Below are 17,821 nucleotides of genomic sequence, written 5' to 3'. Positions count from 1 at the left end.
CAACTTTTGCGCGGCGCCTGGCCTGGGGAGGTGCCGGCGTCGCGGTGTATATCCATCTTTTATAAAAGGCAGGCCTATGCAGCGGCTGTATCGGAAACGCATCATTGTTGGCGTGGGCGGTGGTATTGCCGCGTATAAAAGTGCCGAGCTGATTCGCCGACTCAAGGACCAAGACGCCGACGTGCGCGTGGTCATGACCAAAGGCGGTCGTGAATTCATCACCCCACTGACCCTGCAGGCGCTCTCCGGCCACCCGGTACACCTCGACCTGCTCGACCCCGAAGCCGAAGCGGCCATGGGCCATATCGAACTGGCGCGTTGGGCCGATCTGGTGCTGATTGCCCCGGCTACCGCCGACCTGATGGCGCGCCTGGCCCAGGGCGTCGCCGATGACCTGCTGACCACCTTGGTGCTGGCCACCGACGCCCCCGTCGCCCTGGCCCCGGCCATGAACCAGGCCATGTGGCGCGACCCGGCGACCCAGGCCAACGCCCAACTGCTGACCCAGCGCGGCCTGCACCTGTTTGGCCCCGCCGCCGGCAGCCAGGCCTGCGGCGATGTCGGCTTGGGCCGCATGCTCGAAGCCGAACAGCTGGTGCAATGCGCCGCTGACTGCTTCCAGCACCAGGCGCTGACCGGCAAGCATGTGTTGATTACCGCCGGTCCGACCCAGGAAAACATCGACCCGGTGCGCTATATCACCAACCACAGCTCCGGCAAGATGGGCTTTGCCCTTGCCGAAGCCGCCGCCGAAGCCGGCGCCAAGGTCACCCTGATCAGCGGCCCGGTGCACCTGCCGACACCTGAGCGAGTCACTCGCATCAATGTCACCAGCGCCCGCGACATGCTCGCCGCCTGTGAAGCCGTGATGCCTTGTGACCTGCTGATCGCCGCCGCTGCCGTGGCCGATTACCGCCCCGAAGTGGTCGCCCAGCACAAATTGAAAAAAGACCCGAGCAGTGGCGACGGTCTACTCCTGCAAATGGTGCGTAACCCAGATATTCTCGCCACCCTGGCAGGGCGCAGCGACCGGCCGTTCAGCGTCGGTTTTGCCGCCGAAACCGAGAACCTGCTGGAGTACGCCTCGCGCAAGCTGCGCGACAAGAACCTCGACCTTATCGTCGCCAATGACGTGGCCAACCCCAGCATCGGCTTCAACAGCGAAGAGAACGCCATCACCATCATCGACCGTGAGCTCCAGCAGAGCAGCTTCGCCCAGACCAGCAAAAGCAAGATTGCCCGCCAGTTGGTGAGCTTTATTGCCGAACGCCTGAATCGCAGCGAACGCCCACTCACCGACCACAGAGCCTGATATGCACGCCTTACAAGCCAAGATCCTCGACCCACGCCTGGGCGACGAATTTCCCCTGCCGCACTACGCCACCCCAGGCTCCGCCGGCCTCGACCTGCGCGCCATGCTCAAGCAGGAGCTGGTACTCGAACCTGGGCAAACCGTGCTGATCCCTACCGGCCTGTCGATCTATATCGGCGACCCCGGTCTGGCCGCGATGATCCTGCCGCGCTCGGGCCTGGGTCATAAGCACGGTATCGTCCTTGGCAATCTGGTCGGCTTGATCGACTCGGATTACCAGGGCGAATTGATGGTGTCCTGCTGGAACCGTGGGCAGAGCGCCTTCACCATCGCCATTGGCGAACGTATCGCCCAGTTGATTCTGGTGCCAGTGGTGCAGGCGCATTTCGAGCTGGTTGAACAGTTCGACGAGAGCCAGCGCGGCGCAGGCGGCTTCGGCCACTCCGGTAGCCATTGACTGACTTAATCTAATTGCAGGATGAATTGCCGAGGAGGCGCTGCATGAAACTCTTCAAGCGCACGGCCAAGGAGGCTGATGGGGCCACCCCCAACACCCAGCCGACCAGTGCCACCGCCAAACCCAAAGCGGCCAAAAACAGCCTCAACGCCCTGTTGCCCGGCGTGCTGGCGGCGGTTGTCGGCATCATCCTGGCCGGCGCACTGCTCTGGTTCGGCCCGCTTAACAGCGCCCATCAGCAGCAGCTGCAACAACTCAGTCAGGCCTGGGGTGGCGGCCAGGCGACGGTGCTGCACAAAGCCCTGCAGCAACTGAGTGCCGACACCCAGGCCGCCGCACGCAACCCAGAACTGCTGCAGGCTCTGCAAAGCCAAGACATCAACCAGATCCGCGCCGCCGAGCGCAACCTCAGCTATTGGCATGCTGTGGTCGATGTTCACCTCAACGCCCGAGGTCAGGCCGTGCAGGACATGAGCCGCAGCGCACCGATGAACTTTGCCGCACTGGACATGCTGCGCCGCGCAGAAAACGGCCAGACACCCGCCCCCGAGGCTTATAAGGTGGGCCAGCGCTGGCTGGTCTACAGCGCCGCGCCGTTGCGCCTGAGCGAAGGTGAGCCGCTGCATGGCACCCTGCTGCTGGCCGTCGACCTTGAGCGCCTGCTCGCCAGCCTGCCGGCGATGCCTGCCGAAATCGGCCAGATCCAGCTGATCCAGCAGTTCAACAACACCGCCGCCCAGGTCCTCGCCCAACGCGGCGACGCGCAAGGCACCGCACAAACATTCAGCACCGGCAACCCCAATTGGACCGTCAGTTTTACCCCCGGCCCATCGCTGACCCACTCAGTGTTCTCGCCGTTGCTGCTGGCCATCGCCGGGCTGCTGGCCCTAGCTGGCGCTATTGTCGGCCTGTATCTGCTGCAGGGCAGCCTACAACGTCATCTGCGCGCGGATGTGCTGCAGCTGGGGCAGATGCTCAAGGAACTGTCTGCCGGCAAGGCCGTCAAAGCGTTCAGCCTGAGCCTGCCCGCTTTGGATACCCTCGCGCAGAACCTCGCGCGCATGCCGCGCCGCGCCACTGAACAGGCAGCCACCCCAGCTGCCAGCCCAAGCGCAGCCAATCCGGGACTCACTGCCATGCAAACGCCCGCCAGCGCCATGGTCGCCCCTCTATTTCAAGACACGGACATCCTCGACATCGATATTCTTGACGAAGACCAGGACCTGCTCGGCCTGGATGAACCAGCACCTAGCCCGGTGCAGGCAAAAGCGCCCAAGCTGCCCGCAGACATCTTCCGCGCCTACGATATTCGCGGCGTAGTCGGCAAAACACTGAACGCCGAAACCGCTTACTGGATCGGCCGCGCCATCGGCTCGCAGAGCCTGGCCCAGGGCGAGCCGAATATCGCCGTCGGCCGCGACGGCCGCCTGTCCGGCCCGGAGCTGGCGCAGCAACTGATCCAGGGCCTGCTCGATTGCGGCTGTACGGTCAGTGATGTCGGCATGGTGCCGACGCCTGTGGTGTATTACGCCGGGCATATCCTCACCGGCAAATCGGCAGTGATGCTCACCGGCAGCCATAACCCGCGCGACTACAACGGCTTCAAGATCGTCATCGCCGGCGACACCCTGGCCAACGAACAGATCCAGGCTCTGAAAGTACGCATCGACAACAACGACCTGGCCAGCGGCGTCGGTACGGTCGAACAGGTCGATGTGCTAGAGCGCTACTTCAAGCAGATCCGCGACGACATCGCCATGGCTAAGCCCATGCGCGTAGTGGTCGATTGCGGTAACGGCGTGGCCGGGGTAATCGCCCCGCAATTGATCGAAGCCCTGGGCTGCTCAGTGATTCCGCTGTACTGCGAGGTCGACGGCAACTTCCCCAACCACCACCCGGACCCCGGCAAGCCGGAAAACCTGGTGGACCTGATCGCCAAGGTGAAAAGCGAGAAAGCCGACATTGGCCTGGCCTTCGACGGCGACGGTGATCGCGTTGGCGTGGTGACCAATACCGGCACCGTCGTCTACCCGGACCGTCTGCTGATGCTGTTCGCCAAGGACGTGGTGTCACGCAACCCCGGCGCCGACATCATCTTCGACGTCAAATGCACACGCCGCCTGACCCCACTGATCAGCGGCTACGGCGGCCGCCCGGTAATGTGGAAAACCGGCCACTCGCTGATCAAAAAGAAAATGAAGGAAACCGGCGCTCTGCTGGCGGGCGAAATGAGCGGGCATATTTTCTTCAAGGAGCGCTGGTTCGGCTTCGACGACGGCATCTATGCCGCCGCCCGTCTGCTGGAAATCCTCAGCCAGGACCGCCGCGACGCCGAGCACGTATTCAGCGCCTTCCCCAACGATATTTCCACCCCGGAAATCAACATCCAGGTCACCGAGCAGAGCAAGTTCAGCATCATCGAACGCCTGCAACGCGATGGCGTATGGGGCGAAGGCAATATCACCAACCTTGATGGTGTGCGCGTCGACTACCCTAAAGGCTGGGGCCTGGTACGCGCCTCCAACACCACACCGGTGCTGGTGCTGCGCTTTGAGGCAGAAACCGAAGAAGAACTCGAACGGATCAAGGAAGTCTTTCGCGCCCAGCTCTACAGCGCGGTACCTGACCTCGACCTGCCGTTCTGATTGATTAGCGAATTGCCTACTGGAGCCCCGCATGACCCTCGAACATGATGCCGCCACCAACGTCGCCAAGGTACTGTCCGAAGCGTTGCCGTATATCCGTCGCTTTGTCGGCAAGACGCTGGTGATCAAATACGGCGGCAACGCCATGGAAAGCGAAGAACTCAAGCAAGGCTTCGCACGCGACATCGTGCTGATGAAAGCGGTCGGCATCAACCCGGTGGTCGTCCATGGCGGCGGCCCGCAGATCGGCGATTTGCTCAAGCGCCTGTCCATCGAAAGCCACTTTGTCGACGGCATGCGTGTCACCGACACCGCCACCATGGACGTGGTGGAAATGGTGCTCGGCGGCCAGGTCAACAAAAGCATCGTCAACCTGATCAACCAGCACGGCGGCAGCGCCATTGGCCTGACCGGCAAAGACGCCCAGCTGATTCGCGCGAAGAAACTGACCGTGACCCGGAAGACACCCGATATGACCCAGCCGGAAATCATCGATATCGGCCATGTCGGCGAAGTCACTGGGATCAACATCGACCTGCTGAACATGCTGGCCAAGGGCGACTTTATCCCGGTGATCGCGCCGATCGGTGTCGGCCCGGATGGAGAGTCCTACAACATCAACGCCGACCTGGTGGCCGGCAAAGTGGCCGAAGCACTGAAGGCCGAGAAGCTGATGCTGCTGACCAATATCGCCGGCCTGATGAACAAGCAGGGCGAGGTGCTCACTGGGCTGACCACCGAACAGGTCGACAGCCTGATCGCCGACGGCACCATCTACGGCGGCATGCTGCCGAAGATCCGCTGCGCCCTGGAAGCCGTGCAAGGCGGCGTGACCAGCGCGCACATCATTGACGGCCGTGTGCCGAATGCAGTGCTGCTGGAAATCTTCACCGACAGCGGTGTGGGTACCCAGATCTGCAATCGCAAGCGTCACTAAGCTCAATAGAAACGCGAATCAGCCGGATAATCCTGGCTGATTCGCGCGCCGCAGCAATAGCCTACTGGTTGCGGCCCAGCAGTTCCTGGAGCCGATCACGGTCAGCATTGAAGCTGCTGTCCGCCTCTTTACGCGCAGCCTGGTAACGCAGGATGTCGCCCTTGAGGCGCTCTTGTTCGGCCTTCTGGTTATCGATCTGCGCCAACAGATGCGCCGGCACCGCTCGTCCGGCGCGCTCATGGTCGGCGGCCTGGCTCTGCAGATTAGCCTGCTGCGTACGCACCGACTGTAGATTGCCGCGCGCCACACCAATCAAACCATCCAGCTCGGCCAGCTTGCGCTCACGCGCGCGCTGGACATCTTCAGGTGTGCTGTACAGGCGCAGCAACTGCGCATCGGTGCTGGCGCGGGCCTTCTCGGCGAGGATGCGCCGCATCTCCTCCGGGCTGGGTGCAGGTGGAATCACCTGGATCACCCGCCCCTGGTCATTCAGCACTTCATAGCCTCTGCCGATATGCTCCGGCGGCACGCCCTGACGGCTGAGCACCGTGGTGCCTTTGTCATCGACGTAGCGGTACAAGTCAGCCGCACCCGCCACAACCGGCAGCAGTAGGCCTAGCAACAGCGAACAGCGGGTCAGGGCAGGTCTATGCATCAATGGAGCACCTTATCGGCAGGTTAGATTCCGTATTCGGCGCGGTAGGCTTGTACCGCTGGCAGATACTGCTTGAGTTCAGCATCCTCTGCCAGATATTCCAGTACCTGTTCGAGTGACACAATGCTCACCACCGGCATGCCATAGTCGCGCTCGACTTCCTGGATTGCCGACAGCTCGCCTTTGCCGCGCTCCTGACGGTTCAGCGCGATCAGCACACCGGCCGCTTGCGCGCCCTGCGCCTGGATGATCTGCATCACTTCCCGAATCGCCGTACCGGCGGTAATCACGTCATCAATGATCAGCACCCGGCCCGCCAGCGCTGCGCCGACTAGCGTGCCACCTTCGCCGTGGTCCTTGGCTTCCTTGCGGTTGAAACACCAGGGCATATCGCGCTGGTGATACTCAGCCAACGCCACCGCAGTGGTCGCCGCCAGTGGAATACCTTTATAGGCCGGACCAAACAACACGTCGAAGTCGATACCGCTGTCCACTACGGCCGCCGCGTAAAAACGCCCGAGCTGGGCCAAGGCCAAGCCGCTGTCAAACAGCCCGGCATTGAAGAAATAAGGACTGATACGCCCGGACTTGAGGGTGAACTTGCCAAAACGCAGAACCCCACGCTCGATGGCAAAACGGATGAAATCGCGTTGATACGCTTGCATGAAAAAGCCCCGGACCGCACGGTTTTGCTAGGAAATTACTTATTAGACACGAGCTCGGGTATCATACACGCACGTGATTTTTGGGGCCATTTATGCGGATCATCAGTGTGAACGTGAATGGTATTCATGCGGCAGTCGAGCGCGGTTTGCTCAGTTGGCTGCAAGCACAGAATGCCGACGTCATCTGCCTGCAGGACACCCGCGCCTCCGCCTTTGAGCTGGACGACCAAGCCCTCCAACTGGATGGCTATTTCCTCTATGCCTGCGATGCAGAAGTGCCCAGCCAAGGTGGCGTGGCGCTGTATTCGCGATTGCAACCCAAGGCGGTAATCAGCGGTCTGGGCTTTGAAATGGCCGATCGCTATGGGCGCTACCTGCAGGCCGATTTTGACAAAGTAAGTATCGCCACCTTGCTCATGCCTTCGGGGCAGCAAGGTGATGAGAGCTTGAATCAGAAATTCAAGTTTATGGACGACTTCACCCATTATTTGGACAAACAGCGCCGCAAGCGCCGCGAGTACATCTATTGCGGCTCGTTCTATGTGGCGCACCAGAAGCTCGATGTGAAAAACTGGCGCGACTGCCAGCAATCACCGGGCTTCCTCGCACCCGAGCGCGCCTGGCTGGATGAAGTGATTGGCACCATGGGTTATGTCGATGCGCTGCGCGAGGTCAGTCGTGAAGGCGATCAGTTCAGCTGGTGGCCGGACAGCGAGCAGGCTGAGCTGCTCAACCTCGGCTATCGCTTCGACTATCAGCTACTCACGCCCGGCATGCGCCGCAGCATCCGCAGCGCACGCCTGCCGCGTCAGCCTCGCTTCTCCCAGCACGCGCCGCTGATCGTCGATTACGACTGGATGCTCAGCGTATAACCCGTTCAACAGACAGCAAAAAGCCGGCAGATGTGCCGGCTTTTTATTATCCGCACAACGCTTATTTCACCAAGCGCCAGGCAAAGGGATACCGATACGCCTGACCTTCATTGGCCTTGATCCCGGCGATGATGGTCAACACCAACGCCGCGATGCTGACCAGCACCAGCAGCGGAAAACCGATCACCACCACCATCAGCAGGAAACACAGCAGCGCGGCCAAGGCCACACTGATCTGGAAGTTCAGCGCTTCCTTGCCTTGAGCATCGACGAACGGATCGAGATCCTTCTTGATCTGCCAGACGATCAACGGCCCAAGCAGGTTACCAAAGGGAATCACCAGCCCGAGAAAGGCGGCAAAGTGGCAGAACATGGCCCACTGGCGGGCTTCTGGTCCGGGAATCGGTTGTGGTGCTTGGGACTCGTCGCTCATGGTGCTTCTCCGTGCGTGATGGGCGTGGATTACAGCTCAATCAGTCAGCCAGAGCCGCTTGCTGCAGCTCGAACAGCTCAGTCATGCCTTTCTGCGCCAACGCCAACATGGCATTTAGCTCAGCCGGCTGGAACGGTGCGCCCTCGGCAGTGCCCTGCACTTCGATAAAGCCACCAGTGCTGGTCATCACTACGTTGAGGTCGGTTTCCGCAGCCGAATCTTCCAGGTAATCCAGATCCAGTACCGGCTCGCCCTGATACATGCCCACCGACACGGCGGCAATCATCTGCTTGAGCGGGTCGCCGCCTTTCAGGCCGCCACGCTTCTTGATCACTTTCAGCGCATCAATCACAGCCACCATGGCACCTGTGATGGATGCAGTGCGGGTGCCGCCGTCAGCCTGGATCACGTCGCAGTCGACGTACAGGGTGTTCTCACCCAGTTTGGACATATCCAGCGCAGCGCGCAGCGAACGGCCGATCAGGCGCTGGATTTCCAGAGTACGGCCGCCCTGCTTGCCACGGCTGGCTTCACGCTGGTTACGGTCGCCGGTGGCGCGCGGCAGCATGCCGTACTCGGCAGTCAACCAACCCTGGCCCTGGCCTTTGAGGAAACGCGGCACGCCCGACTCGACACTGACCGTGCAAATCACTTTGGTATCGCCAAACTCCACCAGCACCGAACCCTCGGCATGCTTGGTGTAGTTGCGGGTGATGCGAATCGAGCGCAACTGATCGGCGGCGCGGCCACTGGGACGTTTCATCTAGGAATTCCTGCTCTGAATAAAAAATCTGCCCGGTATTATAGGGCCGTAAGCCCGTAGCGGGTGTGTCGAATTGGGAGCGGCCGACGCACTGCGCTACAATCCTGCGCTTTCAGCTCCGACTTTTCCCGAGGTTCGCCCCATGATCCATAGCATGACTGCCTTTGCCCGCGCCGAGCAGGCCGGCGCCAACGGCACCCTGAGCTGGGAGCTGCGCTCGGTCAACCATCGCTACCTGGAACCCCATCTGCGCTTGCCGGAAAGTTTCCGCGACCTCGAAGGTGCGGTGCGCGAGGCCCTGCGCAACGGCCTGTCGCGCGGCAAAGTCGAATGCACCCTGCGCTTTAGCGATGACAATGCCGGTAAAGCCCTGCAAGTCGACCCGGAGCGTGCCGCCCAGCTGATCGCCGCCGCCGAGAGCGTAGCTGGCCTGATCAAGCAGCCCGCCGCACTCAACCCGCTGGAAGTGCTCGGCTGGCCCGGCGTACTGGTGGCCGATGCCGCCGATCCGCAGGCACTGAATCAAAGCGCCCTGAGCCTGTTCAGCCAAGCGCTGATCGAGCTGAAACAAAGCCGCGAGCGTGAAGGCAGTGAGCTGGCCAAGCTGCTTAATGAGCGCTTGGACAGCATCCTCGAACAGGTGGTCGCCCTGCGTGAACTGGTGCCGCAGATGCTGGCCGGGCAACGGCAGAAGATTCTCGACCGCTGCGCCGAAATGCAAGCTGAACTGGACCCACAGCGCCTGGAGCAGGAACTGGTGATACTGGCGCAGAAAAGCGATGTAGCCGAAGAGCTGGACCGCCTCAGCACCCACGTCAGCGAAGTACGCCGTGTGCTAAAAACCGGCGGCCAAGCCGGCCGGCGCCTGGATTTCCTGATGCAGGAACTCAACCGCGAAGCCAACACCCTCGGCTCCAAGGCTTTCGACACTCGCAGCACCCAAGCGGCAGTCAACCTGAAAGTGCTGATCGAGCAGATGCGCGAACAAGTGCAGAACATCGAGTAAGGCAAACCGCCACTGCTACTCTTCGAACAACGCTTTCCAGGATTGATCCATGAGCATAACCACCGGCACCCTTTACATCATTTCCGCCCCGTCCGGCGCGGGCAAAACCAGCCTGGTCAAGGCGCTGATCGACAGCGAGGCGCAGATCCGTGTCTCCGTCTCGCACACCACCCGCGCCATGCGCCAGGGTGAAGTGGATGGGGTGAACTATCACTTCGTCAGCCGCGAGCAGTTTCACGCCATGCTCGACAAGACCGAATTTCTTGAACACGCGGAAGTCTTCGGCAACCTCTATGGCACCTCGCAAGAATGGGTCAAACAGACCCTGCGCGACGGCTTCGACCTGATTCTGGAAATCGACTGGCAAGGCGCACAGCAGGTACGCCGGCTGATGCCGGAAGCCAAGTCCATCTTTATTCTGCCTCCGACCCAGGAAGCGCTGCGCCATCGCCTGACCAATCGCGGCCAGGACAGCGGCGAGATCATCGAGCGGCGCATGCGTGAAGCCGTCAGCGAGATGAGCCACTACGTCGAATACGACTACCTGCTGATCAACGATGATTTCGCCCACGCACTGAGCGATCTGAAGGCGATTTTTCGCGCCAATCAGCTGCTGCAAAGCCCGCAACAGCAACGCCACAGCGGCCTGCTCAGCGAGTTACTGGTCTGACTTATCGCACGGCGGCAAATCAAAGCTTCCCTTAATGCTGGTGATTTTTTAGACTATCCAGTCCGCTCGCCCATTTGGGCCCAGCTCTATTACGCATTTGCTACGAGGAACACCATGGCCCGCGTTACCGTCGAAGATTGCCTGGATCACGTTGATAACCGCTTTGAGCTGGTCATGCTCGCCACCAAGCGTTCGCGCCAACTGGCTACCGGTGGCAAAGAGCCGAAGCTGGCTTGGGAAAATGACAAGCCAACCGTAGTCGCACTGCGTGAAATCGCCGCTGGCCTGATGAGCTATGACGTCATCGCCCAAGACGATATCGTCGAAGAAGAACCACTGTTTGCTGCATTCGAGGAAGAGGCGAACGAGCCTCTGTAAGCCTATGCCGGGTCGACGTCGTCAGGCGCAGGGTCATCTGAATCGGCACGGGGAACGCCCATGCCGAGCATAGACGCCCTCGCCGACAGACTTTTGACCTACCTCGACGGCGACCAGGTCAACCTGGTGCGCCGCGCTTATTTCTACGCCGAACAAGCCCACGACGGCCAACGCCGCCGCAGCGGCGAAGCCTACGTCACCCATCCTCTGGCAGTGGCGTGCATCCTGGCTGATATGCACATGGACCATCAGAGCCTGATGGCCGCGATGCTGCATGACGTGATCGAAGACACCGGCATTGCCAAAGAAGCCCTGGACGCGCAGTTCGGCGAATCCGTGGCGGAACTGGTCGATGGGGTCAGCAAACTGACCCAGATGAACTTCGAGACCAAGGCCGAGGCCCAGGCTGAAAACTTCCAGAAAATGGCCATGGCCATGGCCCGCGATATCCGCGTGATCCTGGTCAAACTGGCCGACCGCCTGCACAACATGCGCACCCTGGAAGTGCTGTCCGGCGAGAAACGCCGACGTATCGCCAAAGAAACCCTGGAAATCTACGCACCGATTGCCAACCGCCTGGGCATGCACAGCATGCGCATCGAGTTCGAAGACTTGGGTTTCAAGGCCATGCACCCGATGCGCTCCGAGCGCATCCGCACAGCGGTCAAGCGTGCTCGGGGCAACCGTAAGGAAATCGTCAACAAGATCGAAGAGTCGATCACCCACTGCCTGGCCCGCGAAGGCATGGAAGGCGAGGTGATGGGCCGCGAGAAGCACCTCTACGGCATCTACCAGAAGATGCGCGGCAAGCGCCGGGCGTTCAACGAAATCATGGACGTCTACGCCTTCCGCATCATCGTCGACAAGGTCGACACCTGCTACCGCGTGCTCGGCGCCGTGCATAACCTGTACAAGCCCTTGCCCGGCCGCTTCAAGGATTACATCGCGATCCCCAAGGCCAACGGCTACCAGTCGCTGCACACCACGTTGTTCGGTATGCACGGCGTACCGATCGAGATTCAGATCCGCACCCGTGAGATGGAAGAGCTGGCCAACAACGGCATTGCCGCGCACTGGCTGTACAAATCCAACGAGGAAGACCAGCCCAAAGGCAGCCATGCCCGCGCGCGACAGTGGGTCAAGGGCGTACTGGAAATGCAGCAACGCGCCGGCAATTCGCTGGAATTTATCGAGAGCGTAAAGATCGACCTGTTCCCCGACGAGGTCTACGTGTTCACGCCCAAGGGCCGCATCATGGAGCTGCCGAAAGGCTCCACGGCGGTGGACTTCGCCTACGCCGTGCACACAGACGTCGGCAACACCTGCATCGCCTGCCGCATCAACCGCCGTCTGGCGCCGCTGTCGCAAGCATTGGAAAGCGGCTCGACGGTGGAAATTGTCACCGCGCCTGGTGCACGGCCAAACCCGGCCTGGTTGAGTTTTGTGGTCACCGGCAAGGCGCGCACGCACATTCGCCATGCGCTAAAGCTGCAGCGGCGCTCGGAATCCATCAGCCTTGGCGAGCGCCTGCTGAACAAGGTGCTGACCGGCTTCGACAGCCGTATCGACAAGCTCTCGCCCGAGCGAGTCAAGGCTGTGCTCACCGAATACCATCAGGACGTCATCGAAGACCTGCTGGAAGACATCGGCCTGGGCAACCGCATGGCCTATGTGGTGGCGCGCCGCCTGCTCAGCGACACCAACGAAGCCCTGCCGAGCAGCGAAGGCCCACTGGCGATTCGCGGCACCGAAGGCCTGGTGCTGAGTTACGCCAAATGCTGCACGCCGATTCCGGGCGATCCGATTGTTGGCCACCTGTCCGCCGGCAAAGGCATGGTGGTGCACCTGGACGGCTGCAAAAACATCGGTGAAATCCGCCACAACCCGGAAAAATGCATCCAGTTGTCCTGGGCCAAGGACGTGGTCGGCGAGTTCAATGTCGAACTGCGCATCGAACTGGAACACCAGCGCGGCCTGATCGCCCTGCTGGCCGGCAGCGTCAACGCCGCCGATGGCAATATCGAGAAGATCAGCATGGACGAACGCGATGGCCGCACCAGCGTCGTGCAGCTGGTGGTCAGCGTGCATGACCGCGTGCACCTGGCCCGCGTGATCAAGAAGCTGCGCGCCTTGGCCGGAGTAATTCGCATCACCCGTGCGCGCGCCTAACCGGCCAACACCAAAATTGCACAGCGTAATCAGCCGCCAGCTGTACTTTGACAGCCGCTGTGGCTTTCACCGAGCCTAGGCAATCTAACTGGCAGTGCGCCCATGCGTGCCGCCGTGTTTTTCCCATCAGCTTTGCAGGAGTTCCCATGAGCAAGAGCGTTATCACCAGCGACAAAGCCCCAGCCGCCATCGGCACCTATTCCCAAGCGATCAAGGCGGGCAACACCGTCTACATGTCCGGGCAAATCCCGCTGGACCCGAAAACCATGGAGCTAGTGGAAGGCTTTGAAGCCCAGACCGTGCAGGTCTTCGAGAACCTCAAGGCGGTGATGGAGGCGGCGGGCGGCTCGTTCAGGGACGTGGTCAAGCTCAATATCTTCCTCACCGACCTGTCGCACTTCGCCACCGTCAACGAAGTCATGGGCCGCTACTTCCAGCAGCCCTATCCGGCGCGTGCCGCCATCGGCGTGGCCGCACTGCCCAAGGGTGCCCAGGTCGAAATGGACGCTATTCTGGTTCTCGAATAAGTCCCTCGCGGGGCCGCTGCCCCGCCCTTCCCTCTTGAGGACGCCCCATGCGTTGCCTGTCTGTTGCTTTGCTCTCCGGCGTCCTGCTCAGCGGTTGCGCCACGCCTTCGCCCGATCCCAGCGGCACCTGGATCAACCAGGCCGCCATTGAAGCAGCCGTAGAAGGTGGCAGCCTACGCGAAGCTCTGCTGGCCTACGGTCCCAATCTGGAGTGGCAGCTCGACAATCCGCGCCAGCTGGCCAGCTTCAGCAATGGTTTCGAGCGCGGCGAAGGCCGTTTCGAACGCCAGGCCGATGGCCAGCTGCGCGTGCAGTTCTACGGTGACTTTCAGGAAAGCCTGAGCCTCAACGGCGATGAACTGGTTCAGGCGCAGAGCGACACCTGGCCGGAACAACGCTTTGTCCGCACACCCGTCACACCCGGCCTGCTTGCGCCACCGGGTAGCAGCTTCGAGCAAGCGTTGTACAGCGCTTACCTGGGCGGCACCTGGCTAATCAAGGAAGGCTTGGGCGAAGGCGGTCTGGTGCTGTTCCAGGCCGATGGCGGCCTGCAGGGCCTGCCAGGCGCGGACCGCTATGCGCTATGCCTGGCAGGTGACTGCGCGACCATGAGCGGTGAATTCGACAGCCTCTGGCTGCAACTGGGCGATCAGGGGCAAAGCTGGCTATTCGAGCGTGAAGGCGAACAAATGCGCGTTTTCGAAGCGCTCAACCGCTCACAGATCGATGAAATGCCCAGCTACTACAAAGGCCAGCAGCGCTGGCTGCTGGTCAAACGCTAGGCCGCACTGAACGCTAGCAGGCCGTTGAAAAACGCAGGCGAGGCAGGCAAGACAAGGCGCTGCGCCAGTAGCAGCCTCCGACTGGTCAAAGCGACCGAGGAAGCGAACTGGGCTCGCATACAAGTTTACTGGCTGTAAATGAGCATTCCGAGGCCGGTTTTAAGGCCGGCGCGGCCCCGACTCCAGGCTGCAGCAGCAGATCGAGAAGGTTCGCCAACTGCCCCGCGCCAAACAGCAGTTTGTGATGGAAATGCTCGACACGGTTATTCAGCAAACGGCGACATAAAAACCAGCAGCTAAAAAGAACCACAAAAAAGCCCAGCGATTAGCTGGGCTTAGGGCGTTGCTTTTTTAATTAAAAAGAACAGGCCGGCAATAAATTAAACAATCCAGCATTAACCGGCAGACCGATCAGTGCGGGTCAATGACCCGCGCTACCGGGCTCGGTCACCGAGGTGGAATGTTTAAATAAATCCGTCCCCTTTTCCCCTGCGGGGTTCACCTGCCCTACCAAGTTAAATATATATAGCTATCGCCACTACATAGCCAATAAACACCCATACACTAGCGGCGATAGAAAACATCAGTATGCTTTTTCGCCTCAATGCAATTACAAATGGTAGTAAGGCGATAATTGCAATCACCACCACAAAGACAATATCAACTATTGTTTTCTTTTCACCCCACATCATTGCCAGCGCATAGCATGGACCACTAAGGACGCTAACAGACAACCAAAGCCATCGACTAAATTCAAAAGACTGGGCTAGCTCTTGGCGAGCAACCAACATGCTCGCCAAAGCAGCCACAGCCACGACAGAAAAATATTTTGTGTTATTTATGCTTTTCAAAACGGTGTCGGAACCTTAGTGTTTGTAAGTCCATCTGCATAAGAACCGTCTGCAGGGCCATAGTAAAAGTGAGGAACAACATCCTGCCATATATGCAGTGGATTCCACGGGAAGGTGCCACCTGCATAATTGTGGGAGTAATTTTGCTCTCCATTAGAAACGGTATCGGGTAACAAATCTCCATTTCCATCATATTTACACTCCCAACCATTCGGCGCCCTGTACTTGCCTGTTCCACCATTATCCTGATCCCAGAAACCGCACTCTTTGGGTTCTTTCTGCGGGCAGGAATTATTTCTATTACGGTTGAAGTGCTCATCAGGAGTCGGGAAACCCCGACCGCCCCAATCCTCTAAAGCGAGTCCATAAGGATCAACATACCTAAGGGGATTTCCAGCTACATACCCATAGGTATTCAATCCCCCATTCAACCCAATCGGATCGCTTTCGACGTACCGCCCCGTCTCGGGGTCGTAATCGCGGAAGTAGTTGTAGTGAAGTCCACTTTCCTGATCGAAGTACTGTCCTGGAAAACGCAGGTTCATGGCCAAAGTACCGCTGGCTTGACCCACACCAAACGCATCCGACTGCCATTGCCAAATATTCTGTTGAGTTTGGTTGGTGGCCATACGCGGTGTATTCAGGTGGTCGCTGTGCAAGTAGAACGGCTCGCTGCTGGCAATAGCGCCTTGGCCGTCAAACGTGATGCTCACGCCACCCAGCGGCATGCTGTCTAGCCAAATGTAGTACTGAGCGCTAAGTTTGCTGCCTTGGCTGTTGAACTGCTGCTCTCCTAGCAACTGATCATCCGGCCCGTACAGAAAGATGGTGGTGCCTTGCGCGTTGCGTTTGTGGGTGCGTTGGCCCAAGGCGTTGTAGCGGAATTCAGCCACGGTGTTGCCGGCAAGCTTGACGCTGGTCAGGCGGTTTTGTGCGTCGTACTCCAGTTCGCGGTTGGTGCGATCCTGAGTCAGATTACCCACAGCATCGGTGACAACATCCTGTTCATCAAACTGGGTCAGGCGATTGCTGCCGCTGGCGTACTGGTAGGTTTGCAATGTGCTGGTTTGTGCTTCGCCATCGACGATTGGCGTGACGGTTTTGCCTGTCCGGTTGCCGACGGCATCGTAGCTATAAGACTGCTGACGATCAGCGCGCTGCTCAGCCGTCAGGCGATCAAGGGCGTCGTAGCTGTAATTGAGCTCACCCAGCAGGCTGCTGCTCAGGGAGGTGATGTTGCTGTTAGCGTCATAGCCGTAAGTGCTATTCCAGCCGGCTACGCCTTGCTGGAATAGGCGGTAGTCCTGATCGTAACTGCGGCTCAGGCTGACGCCGTTGCCCCAGGTAAGGTTATTGAGTGGACCGAAAGGCAGGTAGCTGATGTTGCTGGCCACCGCAAAAGGTTGGCCGCTCCCCACTCGTAATAGCACCTGGCTGACCTGGCCGGCGGCATTGCGCGGGTAAAGGACACTAAAACCCACTGGATAGTCGATGCGGGCTAGTTGGTTGGCCCCGTCATAGTCATAGCCAAGGCTGTCGTAGTGATCGCCATTGCTAAGCGCTACCGAACGTAGCTGGCCGATCAGGTTGCCACGCTCGTCATAGCTGTAGCCGAGCACACCACTGGCATCCTGTACGGCAGTTAGGCGACCAATACCTTTATTACCATCGGCAGTCATGTCGTAGTGGTACTGCACGTTTAGCGCTGGGCTGGCCGGATACTGACGACCGGTCAGGCGATTGAGTGCGTCATAGGTGTAGGTGGTGACCACACCACGCGCATCGGTTTTGCTGATGACGTTACCGGCTGCATCGTGACTAAAGGTTGTGGTGCCACTGTCCGGGCTGATCTGTTTGGTGAGGTTACCGAGGCCGTCGTACTGATACTGGGTGGTAACGCCACGCGGGTCTTGCACCTGGGTTAGGTTGTCCTGGGCATCGTACGCTAGGGCGGTTACGCCGCTGAGAGGATCGGTGCTGCTGACAACGCGATTAAGGGCGTCGTAGGCTTGGGTACTACTGTGCTGCTTGGGGTTGGTGCTGACCGTCGGGTTGTCGTTGAGGTCGTATTGTTGGGCGCTAGTTTGCCCGCCAGCACCGACCGAACGCAGCAGGCGACCGAGCTCGTCATACACCCAGGTTTGCTGCTGGGTGAGACTGCTAGAGGCATCCTTGAGATTCTGGGCAGTGCGATTACCCATGGCGTCGAGGCTGTACTCGATGGTTTCGCCGAGGTTGTTAGTGATTTTGGTCAGACGGCGCGCGCCATCCCAGGTGTAACTAAGCCAGCTGCCATCGCCCCGAATGACCTTGGTGATCAAGCCAACGGCGTCGTGTTCAAAACTGGTGGTGCTGCCAGCGGTACTGGCTGAAGCCAACCAACCTTGCGGCGTATAGGTAAGGCTGGTTTGCACGCCATTGGCGTCGGTAAGACTCTGCGGATTGCCATAGCTGTCGAAGTTGGACAGCTGGGTGATATGGCCAAGGGCATTGGTGACGGTTGTCAGGTGGCCTTGGGCGTCATAACCGTAGGTGGTGACATCCTGCACATCAGTGCGCGGGCCGTCGGCTGTTTCGATCAGACCAAGGCTGTTGTAGATGTAGCTCCAGTTGCGCTCGACTGCCTGGGCGTGGGACACGCCTAAAGAGGCTGCCAGAGCCAGGGCGAGCAGGCTCATACGATGCGAAGTATTCATTCG

At 59.9% G+C, this 17,821-nt stretch carries 17 protein-coding genes; 11 read left to right on the top strand and 6 right to left on the bottom strand.

Annotation, left to right across the window (positions count from 1 at the left end; genetic code table 11):
* The first annotated feature begins 76 nt into the window (after positions 1–76).
* The 4 genes from coaBC to argB are packed head-to-tail and all read left to right on the top strand — an operon-like array spanning position 77 to position 5,351.
* Entirely contained in the window at positions 77–1,312 is a 1,236-nt protein-coding gene (coaBC, locus tag AC0T4W_RS22180; protein WP_476322951.1) for a bifunctional phosphopantothenoylcysteine decarboxylase/phosphopantothenate--cysteine ligase CoaBC, read from the top strand.
* 1 nt (position 1,313) lies between these two features.
* Positions 1,314–1,769: a dUTP diphosphatase gene (gene dut / locus AC0T4W_RS22175; protein ID WP_476322948.1), complete on the top strand. Its 456-nt coding sequence runs from the start codon at positions 1,314–1,316 to the stop codon at positions 1,767–1,769.
* Positions 1,770–1,813: 44 nt separating this feature from the next.
* A complete protein-coding gene (locus AC0T4W_RS22170; protein WP_476322945.1) occupies positions 1,814–4,414 on the top strand; it encodes a phosphomannomutase/phosphoglucomutase in 2,601 nt (866 codons plus the stop codon).
* A gap of 31 nt (positions 4,415–4,445) precedes the next feature.
* Positions 4,446–5,351 carry an acetylglutamate kinase gene (gene argB, locus AC0T4W_RS22165; protein WP_476322942.1) on the top strand — a complete coding sequence of 302 codons (906 nt, stop codon included), beginning with the start codon at positions 4,446–4,448 and terminating at the stop codon, positions 5,349–5,351.
* Positions 5,352–5,412: 61 nt separating this feature from the next.
* On the opposite strand, the gene AC0T4W_RS22160 is transcribed toward argB, so the two are convergent.
* Positions 5,413–6,006: a DUF4124 domain-containing protein gene (locus AC0T4W_RS22160; protein ID WP_476322939.1), complete on the bottom strand. Its 594-nt coding sequence runs from the start codon at positions 6,004–6,006 to the stop codon at positions 5,413–5,415.
* Between the two features lie 23 nt (positions 6,007–6,029).
* The gene (gene pyrE / locus AC0T4W_RS22155) at positions 6,030–6,671 is read right to left on the bottom strand and encodes an orotate phosphoribosyltransferase (protein ID WP_476322936.1); all 642 of its coding nucleotides are present in this window, start codon (positions 6,669–6,671) and stop codon (positions 6,030–6,032) included.
* Between the two features lie 92 nt (positions 6,672–6,763).
* On the opposite strand from pyrE, the gene AC0T4W_RS22150 reads away from it, so the two are divergent.
* Complete coding sequence (locus tag AC0T4W_RS22150; protein WP_475249260.1) at positions 6,764–7,543, top strand: exodeoxyribonuclease III; 780 nt, start codon at positions 6,764–6,766, stop codon at positions 7,541–7,543.
* 61 nt (positions 7,544–7,604) lie between these two features.
* On the opposite strand, the gene AC0T4W_RS22145 is transcribed toward AC0T4W_RS22150, so the two are convergent.
* Entirely contained in the window at positions 7,605–7,976 is a 372-nt protein-coding gene (locus AC0T4W_RS22145) for a DUF4870 domain-containing protein (protein WP_476322932.1), read from the bottom strand.
* Between the two features lie 40 nt (positions 7,977–8,016).
* Entirely contained in the window at positions 8,017–8,739 is a 723-nt protein-coding gene (gene rph / locus AC0T4W_RS22140) for a ribonuclease PH (protein ID WP_090379746.1), read from the bottom strand.
* A 142-nt stretch (positions 8,740–8,881) separates the two neighbouring features.
* Here rph and AC0T4W_RS22135 point away from each other — a divergent pair, with 142 nt between their 5' ends.
* The 6 genes from AC0T4W_RS22135 (at position 8,882) to AC0T4W_RS22110 (ending at position 14,271) form a co-directional block, all read left to right on the top strand.
* Positions 8,882–9,745: a YicC/YloC family endoribonuclease gene (locus tag AC0T4W_RS22135; RefSeq protein ID WP_476322928.1), complete on the top strand. Its 864-nt coding sequence runs from the start codon at positions 8,882–8,884 to the stop codon at positions 9,743–9,745.
* Positions 9,746–9,794: 49 nt separating this feature from the next.
* Positions 9,795–10,415 (top strand): guanylate kinase, encoded by a 621-nt coding sequence (gmk, locus tag AC0T4W_RS22130; protein WP_476322925.1) that lies wholly within the window; start codon positions 9,795–9,797, stop codon positions 10,413–10,415.
* 114 nt (positions 10,416–10,529) lie between these two features.
* Positions 10,530–10,793, top strand: coding sequence for a DNA-directed RNA polymerase subunit omega (gene rpoZ / locus AC0T4W_RS22125; RefSeq protein ID WP_090250565.1), 264 nt, complete (start codon positions 10,530–10,532; stop codon positions 10,791–10,793).
* A gap of 60 nt (positions 10,794–10,853) precedes the next feature.
* Positions 10,854–12,962 carry a bifunctional GTP diphosphokinase/guanosine-3',5'-bis pyrophosphate 3'-pyrophosphohydrolase gene (spoT, locus tag AC0T4W_RS22120; protein ID WP_476322921.1) on the top strand — a complete coding sequence of 703 codons (2,109 nt, stop codon included), beginning with the start codon at positions 10,854–10,856 and terminating at the stop codon, positions 12,960–12,962.
* A gap of 146 nt (positions 12,963–13,108) precedes the next feature.
* Entirely contained in the window at positions 13,109–13,489 is a 381-nt protein-coding gene (locus tag AC0T4W_RS22115; protein WP_476322918.1) for a RidA family protein, read from the top strand.
* Between the two features lie 47 nt (positions 13,490–13,536).
* Entirely contained in the window at positions 13,537–14,271 is a 735-nt protein-coding gene (locus AC0T4W_RS22110; protein ID WP_476322915.1) for a hypothetical protein, read from the top strand.
* A 515-nt stretch (positions 14,272–14,786) separates the two neighbouring features.
* Here the strand turns inward: AC0T4W_RS22110 and AC0T4W_RS22105 are convergent.
* Both AC0T4W_RS22105 and AC0T4W_RS22100 read right to left on the bottom strand, forming a co-directional pair.
* Entirely contained in the window at positions 14,787–15,122 is a 336-nt protein-coding gene (locus tag AC0T4W_RS22105) for a hypothetical protein (protein WP_476322912.1), read from the bottom strand.
* Complete coding sequence (locus AC0T4W_RS22100) at positions 15,119–17,818, bottom strand: RHS repeat-associated core domain-containing protein (RefSeq protein WP_476322909.1); 2,700 nt, start codon at positions 17,816–17,818, stop codon at positions 15,119–15,121. The genes AC0T4W_RS22105 and AC0T4W_RS22100 overlap by 4 nt, the downstream gene beginning before the upstream one ends.
* Between the last annotated feature and the right edge of the window lie 3 nt (positions 17,819–17,821).

This window comes from Pseudomonas sp. C7.1 (genome assembly GCF_056312395.1).
The sequence above is the reverse complement of the archived record's forward strand: the minus strand, read 5'-3'. Positions and strand labels throughout refer to the sequence as shown.